We start from the raw sequence: 19,928 nt of genomic DNA, 5'->3' as shown, positions 1-19,928 counted from the left end.
GCCCCGGACGGCGGTCTGCCGTCCGGGGCCGCTCCGTTCCCGCGCCTCATCACATCCGCATGCGCAGCCGGCAGACCACCGCGTCGGTGTGCCGCCGCAGGGCACGGTCGATCACGGCACCGCGCCGGTTCTGCAGCGCCCGCTGCCACCAGCGGGCCGGCTCCACCTCGGGGATCAGCACGGTCAGCCGGTCGTAGGCGTGCTCCGCCCCCAGCTCGTTGACGAAGTCGGCGATCGGCCGGCCCAGCCGGCGGTGGACGTCCGGGATCTCCACCAGCGGCACGCCCGGACGCCACAGCTCCCAGTCCCGGCGCAGCGCCTCCGCGGCGGCCGGCTCGTGCACCACCGTCACCGCCATCACCTCGTCACCGAGCGAGAGCGCCGCCGACAGGCCGTCCCGGGTCAGCCGGGTGATCGCGGTCACCGGGACGACGACCAGGCTGCGCTGCCTGGTCACCGGGCCGGGCACCCGGCCCAGCTCCAGCCGCTCGCCGATCCGCGCGTAGCTGCGGTGGACCGCCTCGAACAGCACCACCAGCAGCGGCAGCGCCACCACGATGCCCCAGGCGCCCTCGGTGAACTTGGTGCCGGTGACGACCAGCGCCGCGACGCCGGTGAGCAGCGCGCCGAAACCGTTCAGCGCGGCCTTCCACCGCCAGCCGGACGGCCGGTGCAGCAGCCAGTGCCGGACCATGCCGACCTGGCAGACGGTGAAGCCGACGAACACGCCGATGGAGAACAGCGGCACCAGGCTGTTGACGTCCCCGCCGGAGCCGACCAGCAGCGCCGCCGACACCGCGGCCAGGAACAGCACGCCGTACCGGTACACCTGGCGGTCGGCACGCAGCGCGAACACGTGCGGGAGGTGGTTGTCCCGGGCGAGCAGGTCGAGCAGCACCGGCAGCCCGCCGAAGGAGGTGTTGGCGGCGAGCCCGAGCAGCACCACGGTGGCGAACTGGACGACGTAGAAGCCGAACCCGTGGCCGAGCGAGGCGTCGGCGAGCTGGGCGAGCACCGTGACGCCCTCGACCGGCTGGAGGTGGAAGCGGCCGATCAGCACGGCCAGCCCGATCAGCATCACGCCGAGCAGGGCGCCGAGCGCGACCTCGGTGTGCTGGGCGCGCCTGACCCGCGGGGTGCGGAAGGAGGGGACGGCGTTGGCCACCGCCTCCACGCCGGTCAGCGCGGAACAGCCGGCCGCGAAGGCCTTGAGCAGCAGCAGCGCGCCGACGGCGGTGGCGTTCTCGGCGAGCGCCGAGGCGTGGCCCGCGGCGGCCGCGGTGCTGGCCGGGCCGTCCCGGAACAGCCCGACCACGACGATCGCCAGGATGGAGAGCACGAAGACGGCGGTCGGCGCCATGAACCAGCGCGCCGACTCGGCGATCCCGCGCAGGTTCACCGCGGTGACCAGCGCGAGCACGCCCAGGCAGAGCCAGACCCGGTCGTCGTACAGGCCCGGGACGGCCGAGGTGAGCGCGGCGACGCCGGCGGTGACCGAGACCGCGACGTTCAGGACGTAGTCGACGACCAGCGAGGCGGCCGCGGTCAGCGCGGTCCGGCGGCCCAGGTGCGCCTTGGCCACCGCGTAGGAGCCGCCGCCGTCCGGGAAGGCCGCGATCACCTGCCGGTAGGAGGCGACCAGCACCGCCAGCAGCAGGGCGATCGCCGCGGTGACCGGCAGCGTGAAGCCCAGCCCGTACGCCCCGGCGGCGGCGAGCACCAGCACGATCGACTCCGGCCCGTACGCGACCGAGGCCATGGCGTCCAGCGAGAGCGCGGCCAGCCCGCCGAGCGCGCTGAGCCGGTGCCGCTCGTCGCCCGTACCGGTGTCCGGCGGCTCGGGTTCGGCCGTGACGGCCGGGGTGGTGGTGGCGCTGGACATCGGACGGACCTCCGCAGTCGGTAGTTGGTCCGATCCTGCGGTCCGCGCACCCGCCGCCCCGGCGGGCCCTACGCGTTCCTGACGCCGCCACGAGCGCCCTTGACGCGCCCTTGACGCGGCGCCCGCGCCACGCCGGCCCCGTCCGGTGGCTGTTGGCGGGGGTGGGGCGAGCCGTTGTCCCGGCGGTCGCCGGCTGGGAAGACGATCAGCTCTGTCGAAGGACTCCCACCCCCGGCCCCCACTCTGCTGCCTGGCACATGTAATTGCAAGCAATGTGCAATAAGTAGCCCGGCCGGCCCCGCCCCCACGGAACCGCCGGAACACAACGAAGCAGCCCCCGATCCGCGTCTCCGCAGATCGGGGGCTGCTTCTCCACCCTGTGGCTGGTGCAGGGTTCGAACCTGCGCAGCTTGCGCGACCGATTTACAGGCCGCTGGCCAGGCACGTTCTGACCTGCGGGTTCTCGACCCCAGACTGGATCTGGTCCGCCCCTGGTCCAGATCATGGTCGGCGGCCCCAGTCGACGGGCGCGTGCAGGCGGGACAAGGGCGGACTGTTACGAGGTTCCCTACTTCAAACAAGGCTCACCGCACTTGCGGCGTCGGCCGTGCCAGCTTCTGGCGGGCGGGGCACCTGAGGCTCTAGACCCGCTGCGGCCCGGGGCGCACACTCCCGGCTGCCGGCCAGAGCTAGACCGGTGAGCCAAGAGGCGTCGAGGGCAGCTTCAGCCGCGAAAGTTCAACCCAGTACGTGTTTCTCAGCCGCTGATAGTCGAAGTCACTCCCCTGCGGCACCCTCCGTACGGTCAGAAGCCCTTGGCCCTCCAGCTCCTTTCGCGCCTTCGTCCACGTGTCCGGCGAAAGTCCATAGAGGTCTCGCCGATGCCGAGTCACGTATTGCGGTTCCGATTGACCGCCCTGCCTCTCCAGAAGTACAAGCAGGAGGGCCAGGGCCGTTGGCGAGAGGTCGAGCAGCCAACCGTTCTCCCACAGTTCAGCCGGCACACCGACATACCGCCCCAGCGGCCGAACGTAGGGGGCACCGGTTCCTGCCGGATCCAGCAGAGTGATCGCCGGAGGCCCTCCCCATCTCCTTGTGAGCGAGATCAGTCGGGCGTCGGCAAGCCACTTCAAGTTGCTCGTCACCCGTCGAGGGCCACCGTCTTCCGGCAGGCCGAGCAGCCTGCACCACGTCGACCCAGTTGGCGGCCTTTGCAGGTCATATGGGGCACTGGTGGCCATCATCGTGATGCACAGGTAGAGCCGCAGCCTCACCGCACCGCCCCGGCCTCCGTGAACGAGGCGGGCCAGTGGCGGGCGGCCGTCATCCGCCTTGATGAACTCATGAGGGAACGCGACCGACGTCCGCTGCGCCTTCTGGACCGCGCTCTTCAGCCGCGCGCGTGCAACCTCTCTGCGCTCCACCTCTGCTAGATCCACGAAAAGAATCTACCTTCTTGCAGGAGAAACAGGGGTACGGGGGTGCCGGGGGTACTGGGGGTTCTTGGCTTTACTACCCTTTCCGTCGCTAGCGCCAACCTAGCCCTTCACAAAGGCCTGCAGCCTGCTCCACAAGCGCAGATTTGCCCAGTTCCAATCGCATATTCCCCCCTTCACAAAGGCATTACAAGCCGTTTGACCTGCGATTTTACCGATGCAAGGCTGAGAACAGAGGGGGAGGTCGCACCAAGCGACCGCCATCGACACCGGGCCGTGGCAGGGCAGCGCGGCCCAGTTGGGGAGTGACATGAACGCGTTGGACGCATCTCTGCGTGGCCTCTGGTTGGCTGTCATCGCCCTGGGGGCCGCCTTCGCCGCAGTGATCGCGGGCAGCCTCCTCCGCATGGCTGGCGCCGATCTGCCTGCATCAATCTGCGCAGGTGGAGTCGTCTTCATGGGGGGCTGCACCCTGGGGCTCACGGCTCACCGGTTCTTGACCACCCCGAGTCCGACGTCTAGCGACGACAGCCCGGGAGCATGATCCATAGCGCCCCATAGCCGGTCAGCCGCGGTCCCCAAGGGATTGGCAGAGCCGACGAAGACCCCAGCACGAGAATCCCGAGGCCATATCTGGGCCATGTGAGGTCAGCCAGCACCAACCAACGTTGACAACTGACGCCGGCTTTCGAGCTGGTCAGTGGGATGAAGGAGCGCCCGCCCACTGGCCAGCCCGGCGGTTGACCAGAACTTGAACGTCAGGTCAAGGCATCTGAGATGAGCTCCATCGAGTCCACGATCACCACAGCGCCTGCGGCGGCCAGCTTGGCATCCTTCCCCGACTTGTTGGCGTAGCCGATCGTCGGGATGCTGGCGGCCTCAACGTCGCGAGCCGCGTCGCCGATGAAGATGCAGTGCGCCGGCCAGGTGCCTGCGGCGTCCATGGCTTCGACCAGGAGGCGCGGGTTCGGCTTCATGGAAGAGGGGTCACCCGGAGTGCGGCCGAAGACGCCGGCCACGTAGGCGCTGAGGCCATGCTCGGCGAGGTAGACCTCAATAGCCCCGCCTGCATTGTTGCTGACCACGGAGACCAGTCGACCAGAGCGGCCGGCAGCCCACAGAACCGATTCTCCGCCCGGGGTCGGGCGAGCGGCCCGGACAGCTTCAGTCTCCAGCGCGGCCAGCGCTGCGTCCGTGCTCTCAGTGAGGTCGGACCGGGCATCCGAGATCAGCCGGAGCAGGGCGAGCGGGTCGCTCTCCTCCTCCGCCCCGGCCAGGACCGGCTCGCCGGTGGCGAGTCGGTCCTCACGGAGTCGGCGCGCTACCTCCGGGGCGGGCAGGGCCGGCGAAGACCGAGCACACCGGGCCGTCGAAGTCGAGGAGCACGTGCTTCACCGGCCGCAGGACGTCGGCGAGTTGCTGAGACATGGCGGTCATGACTGCCGCTCGTAGGCGATCGTGCTCCACACGCTGTCGAACCACATCTGGGCCTGCTGGACGTACTGCGATCCGAGTGAGGCGTCGTCCGGGCCGGCGGCGTGGTGGAACAGGGTGGTGTCCTTGCCGGTCACGTCGTAGAAGGTGTGGGCGGTGTCGTCGATGGACACGGTGCGCTCGCGGAGCGGGTAGAAGCCGAAGAACGCCTCCGACCGGTTCAGGGTATACAGCTTGAACCGGCTGGACGCCCGGTGGACCTTGACCTCGACGCTCGCCTTCTGGACGAGACCCAGATCGGCCAGCATCTCCACCGAGTGTGCGATGCCGCCGGCGTTCGTCAGGGCGATGTTGCGGGCGTGCTGCCGGAGGGCGGCCTCGTCCTGGAGCTTGTCGAGCGGCTCCTGGAGCGCATCGTGCAGCGTCTCGCTGGAGAACCCGGCGAAGTCGAGGGTCACCTGTTGCTGCTCGAAGGCCGCTTGGAGGTGCGGCCGCAGCCCGACCGGGCGTGAGGTGCGCTCCCGGACGAAGGAGCCGCTCCCCTTCCGGGTCACGATCAGCCCCTCGGTGCGGAGCAGGTCGAGCGCCTTGTCCACCGTGCCACGCGCCACGCCGAAGTGCTTTCGCCAACTCGGGGCCGGAAAGCAGCTTGTCGCCGGGCTCGAACCCTGGCTGCCCGAGCTGGTGAAGCTGCTGCGGGAGCAGATCGAGCTGTACGGCACGGCGCCCGACGGGCGGCTGTCTGGCAGCGGGCCCGCACCGAGGTGCTGTCGCCGGCCGACTGCGCCACGAAGCTCGGCAAGCGGCCGTACGACCTGCGGCACGCCGGGATCTCGCTTGGGCTGAACTCCGGGGTCGACCCGACGGAGGTCGCCCGGCGGGTCGACCCCGGGGCGCAGCGTGGCCGTCCTGCTGCGGGTCTACGCGAAGTGCCTGCACGGCAGCGTCGAGTACGCGAACGAGCTGATCTCGAAGCGGCTCAACCGGAACCGTCCGACGCCGTCGGCTCCGGATCCTGGTCCGCCGCTGGTCCGTATGAGGTGGTCAGCGGTGGGATTCGAGTGGCGCAAAGTGCGACAAGCCACCTGAACGGGGCACTGCAACCACCTAGTTGCAAATAAACGAAGAAGCGGCCCCTCACCTACGTTTCCGCAGGTCAGGGACCGCTTTTCTATCCTGTGGCTGGTGCAGGGTTCGAACCTGCGTAGCTTGCGCGACAGATTTACAGTCTGCTCCCTTTGGCCGCTCGGGCAACCAGCCAGGATCTTTGTTTCCCGGGGTGTTCACCCCGTTCGACTTGGTAAACCATACCCGATGCCGGGGGGTGCTCCGCCACTCGATAGATCACGCAATGATCAAGGAACCGCGGGCGGGCGGTACGGGCGGGGCCGGTGTGGCGCTGGATAGGCTGGGACTCCGGACGCCCGCGAGGGCGGGCCGTGCCAGTGAAGCCAGAGCATCAAGGAGACCAACACCCATGGCCGACTCCAGTTTCGACATCGTCTCGAAGGTCGAGTGGCAGGAGGTCGACAACGCGATCAACCAGACCTCCCGTGAGATCGCCACGCGCTTCGACTTCAAGGGCGTCGGCGGCGAGATCAGCCGCACCGCCGAGAAGATCGAGATGAAGGCGAACGGCGAGGAGCGCGTGCGCGCCATCCTCGACGTCCTGCAGACCAAGTTCATCAAGCGCGGCCTGTCGCTGAAGGCTCTGGACGCCGGCGAGCCGCAGCTGTCCGGCAAGGAGTACAAGATCTTCGCCAACGTCAAGGAGGGCATCACCACGGAGGACGCGAAGAAGGTCGCGAAGATCATCCGTGACGAGGGCCCGAAGGGCGTCAAGGCGCAGGTCCAGGGCGACGAGCTGCGCGTCAGCTCGAAGAGCCGCGACGACCTCCAGGCCGTGCAGGCCCTGCTCAAGGGCAAGGACCTGGACTTCGCGCTCCAGTACGTGAACTACCGCTAGCACCGGCCCCGGCCTGCGGCGACGCAGGCTCCGAGCGGCTGCGGGACACAGCGGGGGCGCGGCACCGGACCTTCTTCGGTGCCGCGCCCCCGTTTTCCGTGCCCGCTTTCCGTGTGCCCGGCCGGCCGTCCGGCCGGCCGGAGACAAGCTCTAGCGCAGGAGCCAATCGCGGGTCAGTTCCATCACCTCGGCGCGGCTGCGGCCCTCGTGGTCGACGGCGAGGAGGTGGTGGCCGATCCGGAGCGAGAAGCTGATCAGGCTGCGGACCTCGACGTCGTCCGGGTCGGGGCAGAACGACGCGTAGAGCGAACGCAGGTAGGCCATCCGGCGGTTGTCCACGCGGCGCAGGCGTTCGGCGACCGCTTCGTCGCGCCGTGCCCAGTCGCGGATCGCCAGGTCGACGGTGGTGCCGGTCACGGGCCCGTCGCCGCTGGTGGCGGCGATCGCGAAGAGTCGCCCGAGCCGGGTCCGGGCGTCGCCGCCCTCGTCCTCGACCTGGGCGATCACTCCCTCGGTGACTTCCCGCTCCCAGGTGTCGAGCATCTCGTCGAGCAGCGCGCCCCGGTTGCGGAAGTATCCGTAGAAGCCGCCCTTGGTGACGCCGAGCGCCTGGGCGAGCGGCTCGACGCGCACCGCCTCCGGGCCGCCGGCCGCGAGCGCCCGCAGTCCCTCCTCGATCCACCGGGCGCGCGGCGTCCGCGTCACGCCCATGCCGGGCCCCTCGCCGCGTCTCGTTCCACTGTGTCGCTCCTCACGCTCACGCCCTTGCGTATACGCCACCGTACACACGGGTCTAGCCTGGATCTATACGGCACCGTACAGACAGGGGCACGCAGATGAGACTCCCCCGCACGGCACACACCTCCCGCCCGTGGCGGATCCACGAGATCGCCCCCGACTTCCGCCTGGAGGACGTGTGGGCCCTGCCGACCCCCGGCGGCCCCGACGATCTCGCCCGCCTGGTCGAGCAGTTCGCCAGCGGCACCGGCGCCCCGATGTCCGCCTCCCCCGTCGTCCGCCTCCTCTTCGCGGCCCGCTGGAAGCTCGGCGCCCTGCTCGGCTGGGACAAGCCCGACGCCGGCCTCGGCACCCGCGTCCCCACCCTCCGCGACCGCCTCCCCGCCGATCTCCGGGACGCCCCGCGCGGCCCCGACACCCGCTCCGCGCCGTTCCGCTCCGTCTACCTGCTCCACGACGAGTGGACCGCCGAGACGGCCAACCGCACCGTCCACGGCATCCTCCACCTCGGCTGGGTCGAGACCGCTCCCGGCAGCGGCGCGTACCGCGCCCAGATGGCCGTCCTGGTCAAGCCCAACGGGCTCCTCGGCCACCTCTACATGGCCGCCATCAAGCCCTTCCGGTACCTCGGCGTCTACCCGGCCCTGCTGCGCTCCATCGGCCGGCGCTGGCAGGCCGACTCACCCACCCCGCACTGACGGCACGGCACGGGCGCGGGCACGGACTGCGGCGGCGGGGTCAGTCGGCCGGCTCCGCCCAGCCGCCGGTGCTGCGGTGCCGGCCCAGGCCGACCGACTCGAACTCGTCCGTCCGGCCCTCCTCGGTACGGGCGCCGATCTGCCGCAGGGCACGGGAGATCGGGGTGCCCTCGGCCGGGGCGGGCTCGAACTCGCCGATGGTGAGCGGGCCGAGGGTGACCGCGCCGTCCACCCAGACGGCCGCGCGCTGGGTGCCGCCGCCACCGAAGTACCGCGCCTCGACGCGGGCGATCGGCCCGGCCTTCGACCAGGCGGCCAGCCGGAGTTCGAAGCCGTCCGCGTACCGGCCGGGCCCGGCCCCGCCGCCGGGCCTGCGCAGGACGCCGTCCCCCTGGAGCGCGGTGAGGACGGCGGAGGTGACCGGGATCAGGGCCAGCCCCTGCGCCAACGGCACCACCCGGGCCGCCGGAACCTCCGCCGCCGCCACCGTCAGCAGCTCCCGTGTTCCTATCAGCGCCTGGAGTTCGTAGGACATGGCGGACATGGTGTCCCACCGCACCGACAGACGACCCGGAATTTATGATTCCGTGCCCGGTCGGAGACCGTAGAGCAGGGTAAAGACGGTCACATCCAGCGCATCCTCGGCCGCACTCGGCCCTTCTTCGTTCAGTTCGTCGAAGATTTCGGCCAGTTGGGATCGCAGCCGGTCCAGTCGGTCCGGGCTGAGCCGCAGCGCGAAGTCCGCGAACAGTCCGGACGGCGGGCCCGAACCACCGGGCGGCCGGCCGAAGTCCAGCCGGCCTTCGGCGATCCTGGCGCGGAAGTCGGACCGCACCCGGTCCATCGCGGCCACGACGGCCTCGTACGCCTCGGAGCGGGCCGGGGAGTCGGCGGTGAACATCTCCGGGGCCAGCCGGATCGCCCCCTGGGCGACCCGGTAGCGGCTCTCCACGATGCCCGAGACCAGCCGGGTGCCGGCCACCAGGACCAGCCCGGCCTTCTCCAACTGCTTGATGTGCCGGTAGAGCTTGGTCTGCGGCTCGTCGAGCGTGGCGGCGAGCTCCTTGGCCGTCAGCGGGCGGTCCTCGGAGGACTGCAGCGCGCCGAGGATGGCCAGGCGCAGCGGGTCGGCCAGGGCCTTGAGCACCGCGACGTCGGACACCTGGCGTTCCTTGACCCAGGTGACGGGCTGCTGCTCGCCGCTGTCGGCGGCCTCCGGTGTGTGCTCGACCACGGGGCCACCCTTCCAGATCGGCCGCTCCGTTCGCAATCACGCCCCGGTGAGCGCTCACCACTGAGCCATCAATCACCCTTGCGAAACCAATGACGCCTACGACATCATTCATGCAGACGTGAATGATTGCGGCAATCGCGAACGATGGGGGCGGGACATGACGGATCAACCGACGACGACAGCGGCGATGGAGCACCCCGGACCGGCCGGCGCCCCGCCGGCCGTGCCCTCGCCGCCCGCGCCTTCCCCGTCCGTTCCTTCGTCGCCCGCACCGCCGCCGCTCGTACCGCCGTCGCCCGCACCGCCGCCGCTCGTACCGCTGCGGCGCAACCTGCGGTTCCAGGCCCTCTGGGCCGGTCAGGCCTCCGCGACCCTCGGCATGGTGATCGGCGACACCGCCTTCCCCCTGCTGGTCCTCGCACTCACCGGTTCCTCCACCTCCGCCGGAGCCTTCGGCGCCGTGCAGATGGCCGCCACCCTGCTGCTGGGCGTCCACGGCGGCGTCGTGGCCGACCGGGTGAACCGCCGCCGGGTACTGATCGCCGCCGACAGCGCCCGGCTGCTCGCCCTCGCCAGCGTCCCGGTGGCCCTGGCGTTCGGCCCGCCGAACCTGGTCCACCTGCTGCTGGTCGCCGCCGTGATCGGCGCGACGATCGCCTACGGCGGCCCGGTCCGGCTGCTCGCGCTGCGCTCGGTGGTCCCGCCGGAGCAGCTCTCCCAGGCCCTGGCCCAGGACGAGGCCCGGATGAGCGGGGCCTCGCTGGCGGGACCGCCACTGGCCGGGTTCCTGTTCGGGCTCGGCCACGCGGTCCCCTTCCTCGGCGCCGCGCTCGCCTCCCTGCTCGCGGTGACCGCCGCCGTCGCGGTGCGCTTCCCCAGCCCGCACGAGTCCGGGGATGCCGACCCGTCCACCGGGAACAGCGCCCTGGCGGGCTTCCGCGTCCTCGCCGCGTCCCCGCTGCTGCGGCCCGCTCTGGCCGTCCTGCTGGTGATCAATCTCGCCGGGACCGCCCTGCTGCTGCCCGTCATGGTGCTGCTGCGCGAGCACGGCACCGGCGGCACCGGGATCGGCCTGGCCCTGGCCGGCGAGGCGGTCGGGGCGCTGGCCGGCACCGCCCTGGTCACCCGGCTGCACCGGCTGGCGGGCCCCGGCGTGCTGCTGCTGGCGGTGGCCTGGAGCGCCGTACCGGTCCCGCTGGCGCCGCTGCTGCCCGGCGGGGCGCCGACCGTCTTCGCCGCGCTGTTCGTGTTCGGCGTGGGCGTCCCGACCCTGCGGGTGATGCTCGACCTGCTGGTCTTCCGCCAGGTGCCGGACGCGCTGCGCGGCCGGGTGATCGCGGCGACCATGACGCTGCTCGCCGCCGGCATGCCCGCCGGGAGCTTCGTCACCGGCCTGCTGCTGGACCGGTCCTCCCCCGCCACCGTGCTGGTCGGGATCAGCGCCCTGCTCGCCGCCGCCCTGCTGGCCGCGACGGCGAGCCGCACGCTGCGGCGCGCCGTGTGGCCCGCTGCCGAGTCCGCCGGATCCGCCGCATCCGCTGAATCCACCAAGTCCACCGAGTCTGCCGAGTCGGCCGACCGGCAGGACTGACGCCCCGGGTCGGCCGCCGCTCACCCGCACGGCCGTCCGCCGCATGCGGCGGGCCCGGCAACCGAGTGAACTGGCCGGGTACGGCCCTCCCCCGAGGGCTTCCCGGGGCGGGCCGCGGACCCACCGCGCCGGACCCCGCGCCGCCCGCGCGACCAGCGCGCGGCCCACGCGGCTCACGCGGCCCACGTCCTGAGCCACTACGGCGCCGCACCGGAGGAGGACCGGAGGAGGAGGACTGGAGGAGGACCGGATGCGTTCCACGGACACGCCCCCGCCCGCCCGCGCCTCGCCGCCCGGAGAGCGTTCCGCAGCGCCGTCCGGATCGCGCCGGTTCCTCCCCGAGAGCTTCGCCAACTCGGCGAGGAAGTGATGGAGTTGACGCGATGGAATCCCAGCAGCGCCCGTCCGGCCCCCGAGGAGGAACCGCCGTGCCCCGCCCCTTCACCGTCGAGGACCACACCGCCCGGATGTCCCGCGCCACCGCCGAGGCGACCGCCGCCGGTCTGGCCGGCCTGGTCGTCGCCCCCGGTCCCGATCTGGCCTACCTGTGCGGCTACTCGCCCACCGCGATCACCGAGCGGCTGACCGCCCTCGTCCTCACCGCCGGAAGCGAACCCGCTCTGGTGGTGCCCAAGTTGGAGCGCCCGGATGCCGAGAAGGCGGTCGGTGCCCCGGCCGTCGGGCTGCTCGACTGGTCCGACGGCGAGGACCCGTTCGCCACCGTCGGCCCGCTGCTCGACCCGGCCGGACGGTACGGCGTCTCCGACAACACCTGGGCACTGCACCTGCTCGGCTTCCAGGCCGCGCTGCCCGGCGTCTCCTTCGTCTCGCTCACCGACTGCCTGCCGATGCTGCGCGCCGTCAAGGACACCGAGGAGCTGGACCGCCTGGCCGCCGCCGGCGGCGCGGCGGACGCCGCCTACCGGGGCATCCTGGAGGTCGAGTTCGCCGGCCGCCGGGAGACCGACGTGGCCGCCGACCTCGGCGCGCTGCTCATCCAGTACGGGCACAGCCAGGTCGACTTCACCGTGGTCGGCTCGGGGCCGAACGGCGCCAACCCGCATCACGAGGCCGGTGACCGGGTCATCCGTACGGGTGACACCGTGGTGCTGGACTTCGGTGGTCTCAAGGACGGCTACGGTTCCGACACCACCCGGACGGTGCATGTCGGCACGGACGTCCCGGACGAGGTGCGCAAGGTGCACGAGCTGGTCCGACTGGCCCAGCAGACCGCCTTCGAGGCGGTGCGCCCCGGGGTAGCCTGCCAGGAGATCGACCGGATCGCCCGCCGGGTGATCACCGAGGGCGGGTACGGCGAGTACTTCATCCACCGCACCGGCCACGGCATCGGCACCACCACGCACGAACCTCCGTACCTGGTCGAGGGCGAGGAACGGCCGCTGGTGCCGGGCATGTGCTTCTCGATCGAGCCGGGGATCTACCTGCCCGGCCGGTTCGGGGTGCGGATCGAGGACATCGTGACCGTCACCCCGGCCGGCGGCCGACGCTTCAACAACACCCCGCACGAGCTGGGCATCGTGGCCTGACCAGCGCCTGACCGTGCGTCGAACCACCTGTCGAACCAACAGTCGAATTCACCTGTCGAACCGGGTGTCGACCGGATCGGACGTTCTTACGATCCAGTCATATTTCACCCAGAGTCCTCCAAGTTTGGGTTGCTAGTTTCGGTGCGCATGACCAAGACCCTCCCCCCGGCCCCGCACGACGCGCGGGCCGGGCAGCCACGCCCGGTGCCTCCGCCCCGCCCACGCGTGACGGGCTGGTCGAGACTCCGGTGGCTGGCCTGGCCGCTCTACCTGACGTGCCTCCTCTGGTTCCTGAGCACCGAGGGCATCCCCGCGGCCAACGACGTGCTGTTCCTCTGGCTCATCGCCGCCCTGCTGACCGCCGCCGTGCACAGCGGGCACGGCCCCCGCGGCTTCCTCCTGGTCCTGCGCGACTGGGTCCCGGTGATGGCCGTGGTGTGGGCGTACTCACTGCTGCGCGGCTACGGCGCCCACACCCCGTGGGCCCCGCACTGGCTGCCCCAGCTGCGCTTCGACGAGGTGCTCGGCCTCGGCGAGACCTGGACCGTCCGGCTCCAGCACGCGCTCTACTCCGCCGGCTCACCGCATTGGTACGACTACGCCGCGGTGGCCGTCTACCTCTCGCACTTCTTCGTGGTCTTCCTGCTGCTCGCGGTGCTCTGGCGGCGCGCGCACCACCGCTTCCGGCAGCTGCTCGCCGCCTACCTGACGCTCACCTTCGCCGGCTTCGCCACCTACCTCCTCTACCCGGCCGACCCGCCGTGGCTGGTGTCCCAGGAGGGCAACCTGCCGCACCTGTCCCGGGTGGTCTGGGAAGTGATCTCGGTGAGCGGGCTGCCGCAGGCCGACTCCCTGCTGGAGAACGGCAGTCAGTTCGCCAACGACGTCGCCGCGATGCCCTCGCTGCACTCCGCCTACCCGGCGATGCTGCTGTTCTTCTTCTGGCCCACCGCCAACCGCTGGCTGCGGGCCGTGCTGGTCGCCTACCCGCTCGCGATGACCTTCACCCTGGTCTACGGCGCGGAGCACTTCATCATCGACGTCTTCGTCGGCTGGGCCTACGCGGCCGTGGTGGTGTTCGGCCTGCGCCGGCTGCGCAACCGCCGGGCGGCCGCCGCGACTTCGGGGCCGACCCAGGCCCAGACCCCGGCCCCGGGCCCGGCGGAGGACACGGCCGAGCGCGCGGTCGAGCCCATCGCCGAGGACGCAGCCGAGGAGATCGTCAGGGACACCGCCGGGCGCGCGGCGAAGGAGGCGAAGGACGCGGCCAAGGACGCGGCGAAGGCCGTGGCCAAGGGCACGGCAGACTTGGCCGGGTGAATCCGAGCGCACCGATGAAGCCCACCGCCGAGCAGCTGCTGGCTGCCAAGGACACCACCATCCCGGACGTCTCCGGTCCCGGGCTGCGGGTGCTGTTCTGCGGCATCAACCCGGGCCTGTGGTCCGGCGCCACCGGTCATCACTTCGCCCGCCCGGGCAACCGCTTCTGGCCGGCCCTGCACCGCTCCGGTTTCACCGGGCGCCAGTACCGCCCGGACGAGCAGCGGGAGTTGCTCGCACTCGGCCTGGGCATCACCAACGTCGCCCCGCGCACCACCGCCAAGGCGGACGAGCTGACCGCCGAGGAGCTGCGCGAGGGCGGCGCCGCGCTGCGCGCACGGGTGCTGCGGCTGCGCCCGCGCGTCCTGGCCGTGCTCGGCATCGGCGCCTACCGGACGGCCTTCGGGCAGCGCCGGGCCGTGCCGGGGCGGCAACCGGAGGGCATCGGCGGCACCGAGGTGTGGGTGCTGCCGAACCCCAGCGGCCTCAACGCCCACTACACCCTGGACGGGCTGGCCGAGGAGTTCCGCAGGCTCCGGGAGGCCGTCGAGGACCGGCCCGTCGAGGACCGGTCCGTCGAGGGCCCAGCCGCCGGAGACCGGTCCATGGAGGCCTGAGCCCGCGGGGCTTGGGCCTCCATGGACCGGGTCCCGCGGGACCCGGCCCTACGGGGCCTGAACCGTCGCGGACCGGCCGGCCGGGGGCCGGGCCGCCGACAGCCCAGCCGGCAGCGGCAGTTCGCGCAGCTCGCGGATCAGCGCCCGGACGGCGGCCGTCCCGGCCAGCTCGGACGTGGTGACGTACCCGACCGAGCGGCTGGGCGGCCGCGGCCCGAGGTCGGTGACGGCGAGGCCGGCCGGGGCGCCGAGCAGGGCGGTCCGGGGCATGATCGCCATGCCGAGGCCCTGGGCGACCAGCGAGAGGGCCACCGTGTCGTCCTCCACGTCCACGGTCGCGGGCGGGATCCAGTCCTGCCGCTGCCACCAGTCCCGGGTGTACGAGCCGCAGTTCTCGTCCCAGTCGACCAGCGGGAGCTCGCGCGGCGCCGGATGGCCGTGCGGGTGCGCGAGCGCGTACGACTCCTCGTACAGCCGCACCGCGACCAGGCCCGGGGCGGGTGGCGGGCCGCCCGCGTCGAGCGTCGCCAGCCCGAGGTCGGCGCGACCGTCGGCGACCTCCCCGGCGGTGCCGCGGCCGAGCTCCCGGACGATCCGGACGTGGGTGCCGAGGCCGGGGTGGCGCTCGGCCAGCCGGGCCAGGACGGGCGGCAGCAGGTGGGCGGCGGCACTGCGGAAGGCGGCGATCCGCAGGGTGCCGGTCAGCGGCCCGTCCGCTCCCGCGCCGCGCACCTCGGGGCCCATCGCGTCCAGCAGCCGCAGGATCCGGCGGGCGTATGCCACCGCTCGCGCGCCGCCCTCGGTGGGGCGCGCGCCGTGGCGCCCCCGGTCGAAGAGCACCGTGCCGAGCTTCCGCTCGCAGGCGCGGACGGCGTGCGAGACGGCGGACTGGGTACTGCCCAGGCGTGCGGCGGCCGCCGTGAAGCTCCGCTCCTCCTCGACGGCGACCAGGGTCCGCAGCTCGTGCGGGGCGAGATCGGTCATGCGGCCGAACCTATCCCGCGATCCATCGATCCTGCTCATGGATGCCGCCGTTCCATCGACCGGCGCCCCTGCCCGGCGGCTCCCGCGCTTCCTACGGTGATCACGTCCGCCCGTCCTCACCCGTCCGGAGCCCTGATGTCCCGCCCCACCACCCGCGCCGTCCACCTGGTCTCCCGCCCCGACGGGGCGCCGACCGCCGCGAACTTCGCCTTCGTCGAGGAGACCGTCCCGGCCCTCGCGGCGGGCGAGGCCCTGGTCGAGAACCTCTACCAGTCCGTCGACCCGTACATGCGCGAGGAGATGGAGGAGGGCGGCTGGGAGCTGCACGCCCCGCTGGAGGGCCGCGCCCTCGGCCGGGTGGTGGAGTCCCGGGCCGACGCCCTGCCGGTCGGGGCACTGGTCCAGCACCGCCAGGCCTGGCGCGCCCACGCGGTGGTCACCGCCGAGCGGGCGAGCCTGCTGCCCGAGCTCGCCGGCGTCCCGCTCAGCTCCCACCTGTCGGTGCTCGGTGGCACCGGCCTGTCCGCCTGGGTCGCGCTGACCAGGATCGCCCGGCTCCAGCCCGGCGAGACGCTCTTCGTTTCGGCGGCCGCCGGCGGCGTCGGCACCGCCGCCGGGCAGCTCGCCCGGCTGCTCGGCGCCGGACGGATCGTCGGCAGCACCGGCTCCGCCGCCAAGGCCGCCCGCCTCACCGAGCGGCTCGGCTTCGACGCCGCCTTCGACTACCACGACGGCCCGATCGCGGACCGCCTGCGCGAGGCAGCCCCCGAGGGGCTGCACGCCTACCTGGACAACGTCGGCGGCGACCACCTGGAGGCCGCCATCGGCGCCCTGCGCGAACACGGCCGGATCGCCTGGTGCGGCGCGGTCGCCCAGTACAACCGGCTCGGGAACCCGCCGGCCGCCCCGCGCAACCTGTTCGACGTGGTCGGGAAGAGCCTGCGGCTGGAGGGCTTCCTGGTCCGCGACCACCTCGACGCCCGGCCGGAGCTGTACGACTTCCTGGTCCCGCACCTGCGCTCGGGCGCCGTCGTCCCGGACGAGACCGTCGTGGACGGCTTCGACCGGGTGGTGGACGCCTTCCTCGGCATGCTGCGCGGCGCCAACACCGGCAAGATGCTGGTCCGGATCGCCCACTGACCCGGCGCCGGCCGGCCCGGCGCGCCCACCGGGCAGGACTCGCCCGGGCGGGACACGGTCCGGCAGCCCCCGCCCGGGCGAGGGCTCACTCCGGCAGGACGGCCAGGTCCAGCGCGGCCAGCCGGGCCGGGTCCGCCACCACCTCGTAGCCGGCCACCCGGCCGTCCGCGACCGCCACCCGCAGCACCAGCCGCAGCCGCCCGTCCGGGGCGATCAGGATGCCGGGCGCCCCGTCCACCAGGGCCACCGCGCCGTAGCGGGCCCGGCGGCCGAAGACCGTGGTCTCCCGGGCGACGGCCCGCGCGCCCCGGGCCACCGGGTCGCGGCCGGGCCCCAGCGCCACCGGATCGGCCCGGCGCACCACGTCGGGAGCCAGCACGGACAGCAGTTCGGCCAGGTCCCCGCCCCGGGCGGCGGCCAGGAAGGCCTCCACCACCCGCCGGTGCCCGGCCAGCGGCTCCGGAGGCAGCGCGGCCGTCCCGCGGACCCGCTGCCGGGCCCGGCTGGCCAGCTTCTTGGCGGCCACCGGGGTCCGTCCGAGGATCGGCCCGATCCGGTCGAAGGGCACCGCGAAGCCGTCGTGCAGCACGAAGGCGACCCGCTCGGCCGGGCCCAGCCGGTCCAGCACCACGAGCAGCGCCCGGCCCACCGACTCGACCAGCAGCGCCTCCCGCTCCGGCTCCGGGCCGCCGCCCGAGCCGTCCGGCAGCGCCTCGTCGGTCGGCTCCTCGCGGCGCGCGGCACGGGCCCGCAGCAGGTCCAGGCAGATCCGGGAGACCACCGTGGTCAGCCAGCCGGGCAGGTTGCCGATCTCCGCCGGATCGGTGCGGACCAGCCGCAACCAGGCTTCCTGCACGGCGTCCTCGGCCTCGCCGGTCGAGCCGAGCATCCGCTGGGCGATCGCCCGCAGCCGGCCGCGCTCGGCCTCGAAGCGCTCGGCGTTCACGCGCTCGGCGTCCGAGCACGCAGCGTTCACCCGCACGGTGGCCGAGCGCACGGCGTCCGAGCGCACGGCCTCGAAGCGTTCGGCCTCCGGGCGTCCCGCCCCCGAGGCCGCTCCCCCGCTCCGCTCCCGCCCGTCCGCCGCCCCCGGCATCGCGTTCCGGTCCATCGGTCACCTTTCCTCGGCGCGGCTCGTCACCGCTATGACGATCCGTCCCCCTCCGAGGTGACCAGGAGACCGCCATGACCTCCACTACGCTGCTCCACCTGGATTCCAGCATCAGCCCGTCCGGTTCGGTGAGCCACGCCCTGACCGCCCGCTTCGCCGACGCCTGGCGCGCCCGCCACGGTGCCCGCGTCCAGCACCGGTACCGCGACCTCGCCGCCGACCCGGTGCCCCCGGTGCGCGCCGCCTACGACGCCCTCGGCCGCCGCACCGAGCGCAAGGGGGTGCTCCCGCTGGACGACATCGGCCGCCTCGCCGAGGGGCCGGACGAGGCGCGGGAGTGGGCGCTCAGCCGTCCGCTGATCGAGGAGCTGCGGGCCGCCGACGTCCTGCTGGTCGGCAGCCCGATGTACAACTACACCGTCTCGGCCGGCCTCAAGTCGTGGATCGACCGGGTCACCTTCCCCGGCGTCCACCACGATCCGGAGACCGGCGAGCCGCTGCTGCGCGACACCCGCGTGGTGGTCGTCGCGGTCCGCGGCGGCGGCTACGGGCCGGGCACGCCGCGTGCCCACTGCGACTTCCAGGTCCCGTACCTGCGGGCGTACTTCGACCGGATCGGGGTGGCGGCGGAGCACCTGCACGTGGTCACCGCCGAGCTCACCCGGGCCGCGGACATCCCGGCGCTGAACGCCTTCCAGCCGCTCGCCGCCGAATCCCTGGCGGCGGCCGAGGCCGCCGTCGACGAGCTGGCCGCGACGCTCCAGAGCCCACCGGCCGCAGCGGGGTGACGCTCCGGAGCCCCGCCGGCTACAGCGGGGTGACGGCCTTGAGCACCACCAGCAGGGCCACGGCGGCGTTGAGCGCGCACAGCGCCGACGCCGCCGTACCGATCGCCGCGACCATCGCCGCCAGGCCCGCCGGGGTCTTCGCCGGCGGCCAGTTGCGGGAGGTCGGCACCGGGCCGAGCAGCGCGGCGACCCGGCGCGGCACCGGGCCGGCCGCCGCGGCCGGGGCGGCGAAGGCCGCGAAGCCGGGGGCCGGGGCGGCGTGCGAGACCAGGGCCGCCCGGGCCACCGCCCGCGCGGTGATCCGGCGGTCCCCCACGGCCTGCGCCGAGTCCTCGTCCGCCCACCGCTCCGCGCTGTACGCCACCGCGTCCTGCAGCGGCCGCAGGAACGGGTTGACGCAGGCGGCGAGCTGGGTGGTCAGCAGGTACCGGTGGTGGCGGTGGCGCAGGTGCGCCCGCTCGTGGGCGAGCAGCGCCTCGCGCTCGTCGGCGGCCAGGCCGGCCAGCATCCCGGTGGAGACCACGACCCGGCCGGGCGAGCCGGGCAGCGCGTAGGCGTACGGGCTCCGGTCCGGCAGCACCGCGAGGTCGCCGGCCGGTCCCGTCCCGACGGGCAGCCCGCTCAGCGCCCGGCGGGCCCGGGCCCGCACCCGCAGGTGCCGCACGAGCGTCCGGGCGCAGGCGAGGACCACCAGGGCCAGCAGCCACATCGCGGCCGTGCCGACCGTCTCGTGGTACGGCAGCGCGGCCCGCACCTCCGGGTCGGACCAGCTGTCCGGCAGCGGGTTGCCGGGGATCTGCGCGGTGCCCACCACGCCGATCAGCCCGAGGCAGAGCGCGCTGCACACCGCCATCACCGCGCTGATCACGGTCATCAGCCGGGCCGCGCCGCGCGGGTGCAGGTGCTGTTCGGTCAGGCGCGCGATCGGGACCGCGGTGAGCGGCAGGACGAGCGGGAGGAAGACGAAGAGGCCCACGGGTCAGCTCTCACGGTCGGGCACTGCCGGATCGGCGGACGCGGCGTCCAGCAGCGCCCGGAGCAGTTCCTCGTCGTGCGGCAGCAGCGCGCTGACGAAACTGGCCAGGACGGCGTCCCGGTCCGCCTCCCCGTCGAGCATCCGGCGCATCCGCAGCGCGGCCAGCCCGGCGGCGTCCGAGGAGGCCTGCCACAGGTAGGAACGCCCGGAGCGGGTCCTGGTCACGGCGCTCTTGGCGTGCAGCCGGGACAGGATGGTCATCACCGTGGTGTAGGCCAGGTCGCCCTCCAGGCGTTCCTGGACCCATCCCGCGGCGGCCGGGCCGGGCGCCTGCTGGAGCACCGCGAGCACCTGCGCCTCCAGCTCCCCCTGACCGCGGCGCCGGGTCGGCGCGTCCCCGGCCGCCGGGGCGTGCCTCTCGTCTGCCATGACGGCCCACTCCCTCCGGATGCCTCGCCCGGACCGA

The 19,928-nt window shown here is 73.1% G+C and carries 20 protein-coding genes and 1 tRNA gene; 8 read left to right on the top strand and 13 right to left on the bottom strand.

Annotated elements, in window-relative coordinates:
* Positions 1-49 precede the first annotated feature (49 nt).
* From ACFVUY_RS03780 to ACFVUY_RS03755, 6 genes are all read right to left on the bottom strand, one after another.
* Positions 50-1,882: an APC family permease gene (locus ACFVUY_RS03780; protein ID WP_387686206.1), complete on the bottom strand. Its 1,833-nt coding sequence runs from the start codon at positions 1,880-1,882 to the stop codon at positions 50-52.
* Positions 1,883-2,571: 689 nt separating this feature from the next.
* Positions 2,572-3,321: a hypothetical protein gene (locus ACFVUY_RS03775; RefSeq protein ID WP_387727059.1), complete on the bottom strand. Its 750-nt coding sequence runs from the start codon at positions 3,319-3,321 to the stop codon at positions 2,572-2,574.
* A gap of 755 nt (positions 3,322-4,076) precedes the next feature.
* Positions 4,077-4,493, bottom strand: coding sequence for an HAD family hydrolase (locus ACFVUY_RS03770; protein ID WP_387727077.1), 417 nt, complete (start codon positions 4,491-4,493; stop codon positions 4,077-4,079).
* 130 nt (positions 4,494-4,623) lie between these two features.
* Positions 4,624-4,755 (bottom strand): hypothetical protein, encoded by a 132-nt coding sequence (locus ACFVUY_RS03765; RefSeq protein ID WP_387727057.1) that lies wholly within the window; start codon positions 4,753-4,755, stop codon positions 4,624-4,626.
* Positions 4,752-5,363: a GntR family transcriptional regulator gene (locus ACFVUY_RS03760; protein WP_387727055.1), complete on the bottom strand. Its 612-nt coding sequence runs from the start codon at positions 5,361-5,363 to the stop codon at positions 4,752-4,754. The genes ACFVUY_RS03765 and ACFVUY_RS03760 overlap by 4 nt, the downstream gene beginning before the upstream one ends.
* Before the next feature lie 568 nt (positions 5,364-5,931).
* Positions 5,932-6,012 (bottom strand) — tRNA-Tyr (locus ACFVUY_RS03755).
* A gap of 217 nt (positions 6,013-6,229) precedes the next feature.
* Here ACFVUY_RS03755 and ACFVUY_RS03750 point away from each other — a divergent pair.
* Positions 6,230-6,718, top strand: a complete 489-nt coding sequence (locus ACFVUY_RS03750) for a YajQ family cyclic di-GMP-binding protein (protein WP_359897561.1) — start codon at positions 6,230-6,232, stop codon at positions 6,716-6,718.
* Positions 6,719-6,868: 150 nt separating this feature from the next.
* Here ACFVUY_RS03750 and ACFVUY_RS03745 read toward each other — a convergent pair whose 3' ends face one another.
* Complete coding sequence (locus ACFVUY_RS03745; RefSeq protein ID WP_387727053.1) at positions 6,869-7,429, bottom strand: TetR/AcrR family transcriptional regulator; 561 nt, start codon at positions 7,427-7,429, stop codon at positions 6,869-6,871.
* Between the two features lie 125 nt (positions 7,430-7,554).
* Here ACFVUY_RS03745 and ACFVUY_RS03740 point away from each other — a divergent pair, with 125 nt between their 5' ends.
* Entirely contained in the window at positions 7,555-8,154 is a 600-nt protein-coding gene (locus tag ACFVUY_RS03740) for a DUF2867 domain-containing protein (RefSeq protein WP_387686194.1), read from the top strand.
* 40 nt (positions 8,155-8,194) lie between these two features.
* Here the strand turns inward: ACFVUY_RS03740 and ACFVUY_RS03735 are convergent, their stop codons facing one another.
* Positions 8,195-8,689, bottom strand: coding sequence for a hypothetical protein (locus tag ACFVUY_RS03735; RefSeq protein ID WP_387686192.1), 495 nt, complete (start codon positions 8,687-8,689; stop codon positions 8,195-8,197).
* Between the two features lie 42 nt (positions 8,690-8,731).
* On the bottom strand, positions 8,732-9,388 hold the full coding sequence (locus ACFVUY_RS03730) for a helix-turn-helix domain-containing protein (RefSeq protein ID WP_359897566.1): 657 nt from the start codon (positions 9,386-9,388) through the stop codon (positions 8,732-8,734).
* A 157-nt stretch (positions 9,389-9,545) separates the two neighbouring features.
* Between ACFVUY_RS03730 and ACFVUY_RS03725 the strand changes: the two genes are divergently transcribed.
* The 4 genes from ACFVUY_RS03725 to mug all read left to right on the top strand — a co-directional run bounded on the left by ACFVUY_RS03725 (position 9,546) and on the right by mug (position 14,463).
* On the top strand, positions 9,546-10,979 hold the full coding sequence (locus tag ACFVUY_RS03725; protein ID WP_387727051.1) for an MFS transporter: 1,434 nt from the start codon (positions 9,546-9,548) through the stop codon (positions 10,977-10,979).
* Positions 10,980-11,362: 383 nt separating this feature from the next.
* Positions 11,363-12,526: a M24 family metallopeptidase gene (locus ACFVUY_RS03720; protein ID WP_387727049.1), complete on the top strand. Its 1,164-nt coding sequence runs from the start codon at positions 11,363-11,365 to the stop codon at positions 12,524-12,526.
* Positions 12,527-12,673: 147 nt separating this feature from the next.
* A complete protein-coding gene (locus ACFVUY_RS03715) occupies positions 12,674-13,846 on the top strand; it encodes a phosphatase PAP2 family protein (protein ID WP_387727047.1) in 1,173 nt (390 codons plus the stop codon).
* Between the two features lie 14 nt (positions 13,847-13,860).
* Positions 13,861-14,463 (top strand): G/U mismatch-specific DNA glycosylase, encoded by a 603-nt coding sequence (mug, locus tag ACFVUY_RS03710; RefSeq protein WP_387727075.1) that lies wholly within the window; start codon positions 13,861-13,863, stop codon positions 14,461-14,463.
* 48 nt (positions 14,464-14,511) lie between these two features.
* On the opposite strand, the gene ACFVUY_RS03705 is transcribed toward mug, so the two are convergent.
* Positions 14,512-15,447 (bottom strand): LysR family transcriptional regulator, encoded by a 936-nt coding sequence (locus ACFVUY_RS03705; RefSeq protein ID WP_387727045.1) that lies wholly within the window; start codon positions 15,445-15,447, stop codon positions 14,512-14,514.
* Between the two features lie 135 nt (positions 15,448-15,582).
* Here ACFVUY_RS03705 and ACFVUY_RS03700 point away from each other — a divergent pair, with 135 nt between their 5' ends.
* Positions 15,583-16,587: an NADP-dependent oxidoreductase gene (locus ACFVUY_RS03700; protein WP_387727043.1), complete on the top strand. Its 1,005-nt coding sequence runs from the start codon at positions 15,583-15,585 to the stop codon at positions 16,585-16,587.
* Positions 16,588-16,672: 85 nt separating this feature from the next.
* Here ACFVUY_RS03700 and ACFVUY_RS03695 read toward each other — a convergent pair whose 3' ends face one another.
* On the bottom strand, positions 16,673-17,698 hold the full coding sequence (locus ACFVUY_RS03695) for a sigma-70 family RNA polymerase sigma factor (RefSeq protein WP_387727041.1): 1,026 nt from the start codon (positions 17,696-17,698) through the stop codon (positions 16,673-16,675).
* Positions 17,699-17,772: 74 nt separating this feature from the next.
* Between ACFVUY_RS03695 and ACFVUY_RS03690 the strand changes: the two genes are divergently transcribed.
* On the top strand, positions 17,773-18,486 hold the full coding sequence (locus tag ACFVUY_RS03690) for an NAD(P)H-dependent oxidoreductase (protein WP_387727039.1): 714 nt from the start codon (positions 17,773-17,775) through the stop codon (positions 18,484-18,486).
* A gap of 19 nt (positions 18,487-18,505) precedes the next feature.
* Here ACFVUY_RS03690 and ACFVUY_RS03685 read toward each other — a convergent pair whose 3' ends face one another.
* Both ACFVUY_RS03685 and ACFVUY_RS03680 read right to left on the bottom strand, forming a co-directional pair.
* Entirely contained in the window at positions 18,506-19,462 is a 957-nt protein-coding gene (locus ACFVUY_RS03685) for a M48 family metalloprotease (RefSeq protein ID WP_387686175.1), read from the bottom strand.
* Between the two features lie 3 nt (positions 19,463-19,465).
* Positions 19,466-19,891 carry a BlaI/MecI/CopY family transcriptional regulator gene (locus ACFVUY_RS03680; RefSeq protein ID WP_387686173.1) on the bottom strand — a complete coding sequence of 142 codons (426 nt, stop codon included), beginning with the start codon at positions 19,889-19,891 and terminating at the stop codon, positions 19,466-19,468.
* Positions 19,892-19,928 lie beyond the last annotated feature (37 nt).

Origin of the sequence: Kitasatospora sp. NPDC058063 (assembly GCF_042885395.1) — a bacterium.
GTDB lineage: Bacteria > Actinomycetota > Actinomycetes > Streptomycetales > Streptomycetaceae > Kitasatospora > Kitasatospora lactacystinica.
This window is presented reverse-complemented; position numbering and strand designations above follow the sequence as displayed.

Coding starts and splice junctions, on each gene's coding strand:
- ACFVUY_RS03780 (WP_387686206.1), bottom strand. CDS start 1,882: ATGTCCAGCGCCACCACCACCCCGGCCGTCACGGCCGAACCCGAGCCG.
- ACFVUY_RS03765 (WP_387727057.1), bottom strand. CDS start 4,755: ATGACCGCCATGTCTCAGCAACTCGCCGACGTCCTGCGGCCGGTGAAG.
- ACFVUY_RS03750 (WP_359897561.1), top strand. CDS start 6,230: ATGGCCGACTCCAGTTTCGACATCGTCTCGAAGGTCGAGTGGCAGGAG.
- ACFVUY_RS03745 (WP_387727053.1), bottom strand. CDS start 7,429: ATGGGCGTGACGCGGACGCCGCGCGCCCGGTGGATCGAGGAGGGACTG.
- ACFVUY_RS03740 (WP_387686194.1), top strand. CDS start 7,555: ATGAGACTCCCCCGCACGGCACACACCTCCCGCCCGTGGCGGATCCAC.
- ACFVUY_RS03735 (WP_387686192.1), bottom strand. CDS start 8,689: ATGTCCTACGAACTCCAGGCGCTGATAGGAACACGGGAGCTGCTGACG.
- ACFVUY_RS03725 (WP_387727051.1), top strand. CDS start 9,546: ATGACGGATCAACCGACGACGACAGCGGCGATGGAGCACCCCGGACCG.
- ACFVUY_RS03720 (WP_387727049.1), top strand. CDS start 11,363: ATGGAATCCCAGCAGCGCCCGTCCGGCCCCCGAGGAGGAACCGCCGTG.
- ACFVUY_RS03715 (WP_387727047.1), top strand. CDS start 12,674: ATGACCAAGACCCTCCCCCCGGCCCCGCACGACGCGCGGGCCGGGCAG.
- mug (WP_387727075.1), top strand. CDS start 13,861: ATGAAGCCCACCGCCGAGCAGCTGCTGGCTGCCAAGGACACCACCATC.
- ACFVUY_RS03705 (WP_387727045.1), bottom strand. CDS start 15,447: ATGACCGATCTCGCCCCGCACGAGCTGCGGACCCTGGTCGCCGTCGAG.
- ACFVUY_RS03700 (WP_387727043.1), top strand. CDS start 15,583: ATGTCCCGCCCCACCACCCGCGCCGTCCACCTGGTCTCCCGCCCCGAC.
- ACFVUY_RS03695 (WP_387727041.1), bottom strand. CDS start 17,698: ATGGACCGGAACGCGATGCCGGGGGCGGCGGACGGGCGGGAGCGGAGC.
- ACFVUY_RS03690 (WP_387727039.1), top strand. CDS start 17,773: ATGACCTCCACTACGCTGCTCCACCTGGATTCCAGCATCAGCCCGTCC.
- ACFVUY_RS03680 (WP_387686173.1), bottom strand. CDS start 19,891: ATGGCAGACGAGAGGCACGCCCCGGCGGCCGGGGACGCGCCGACCCGG.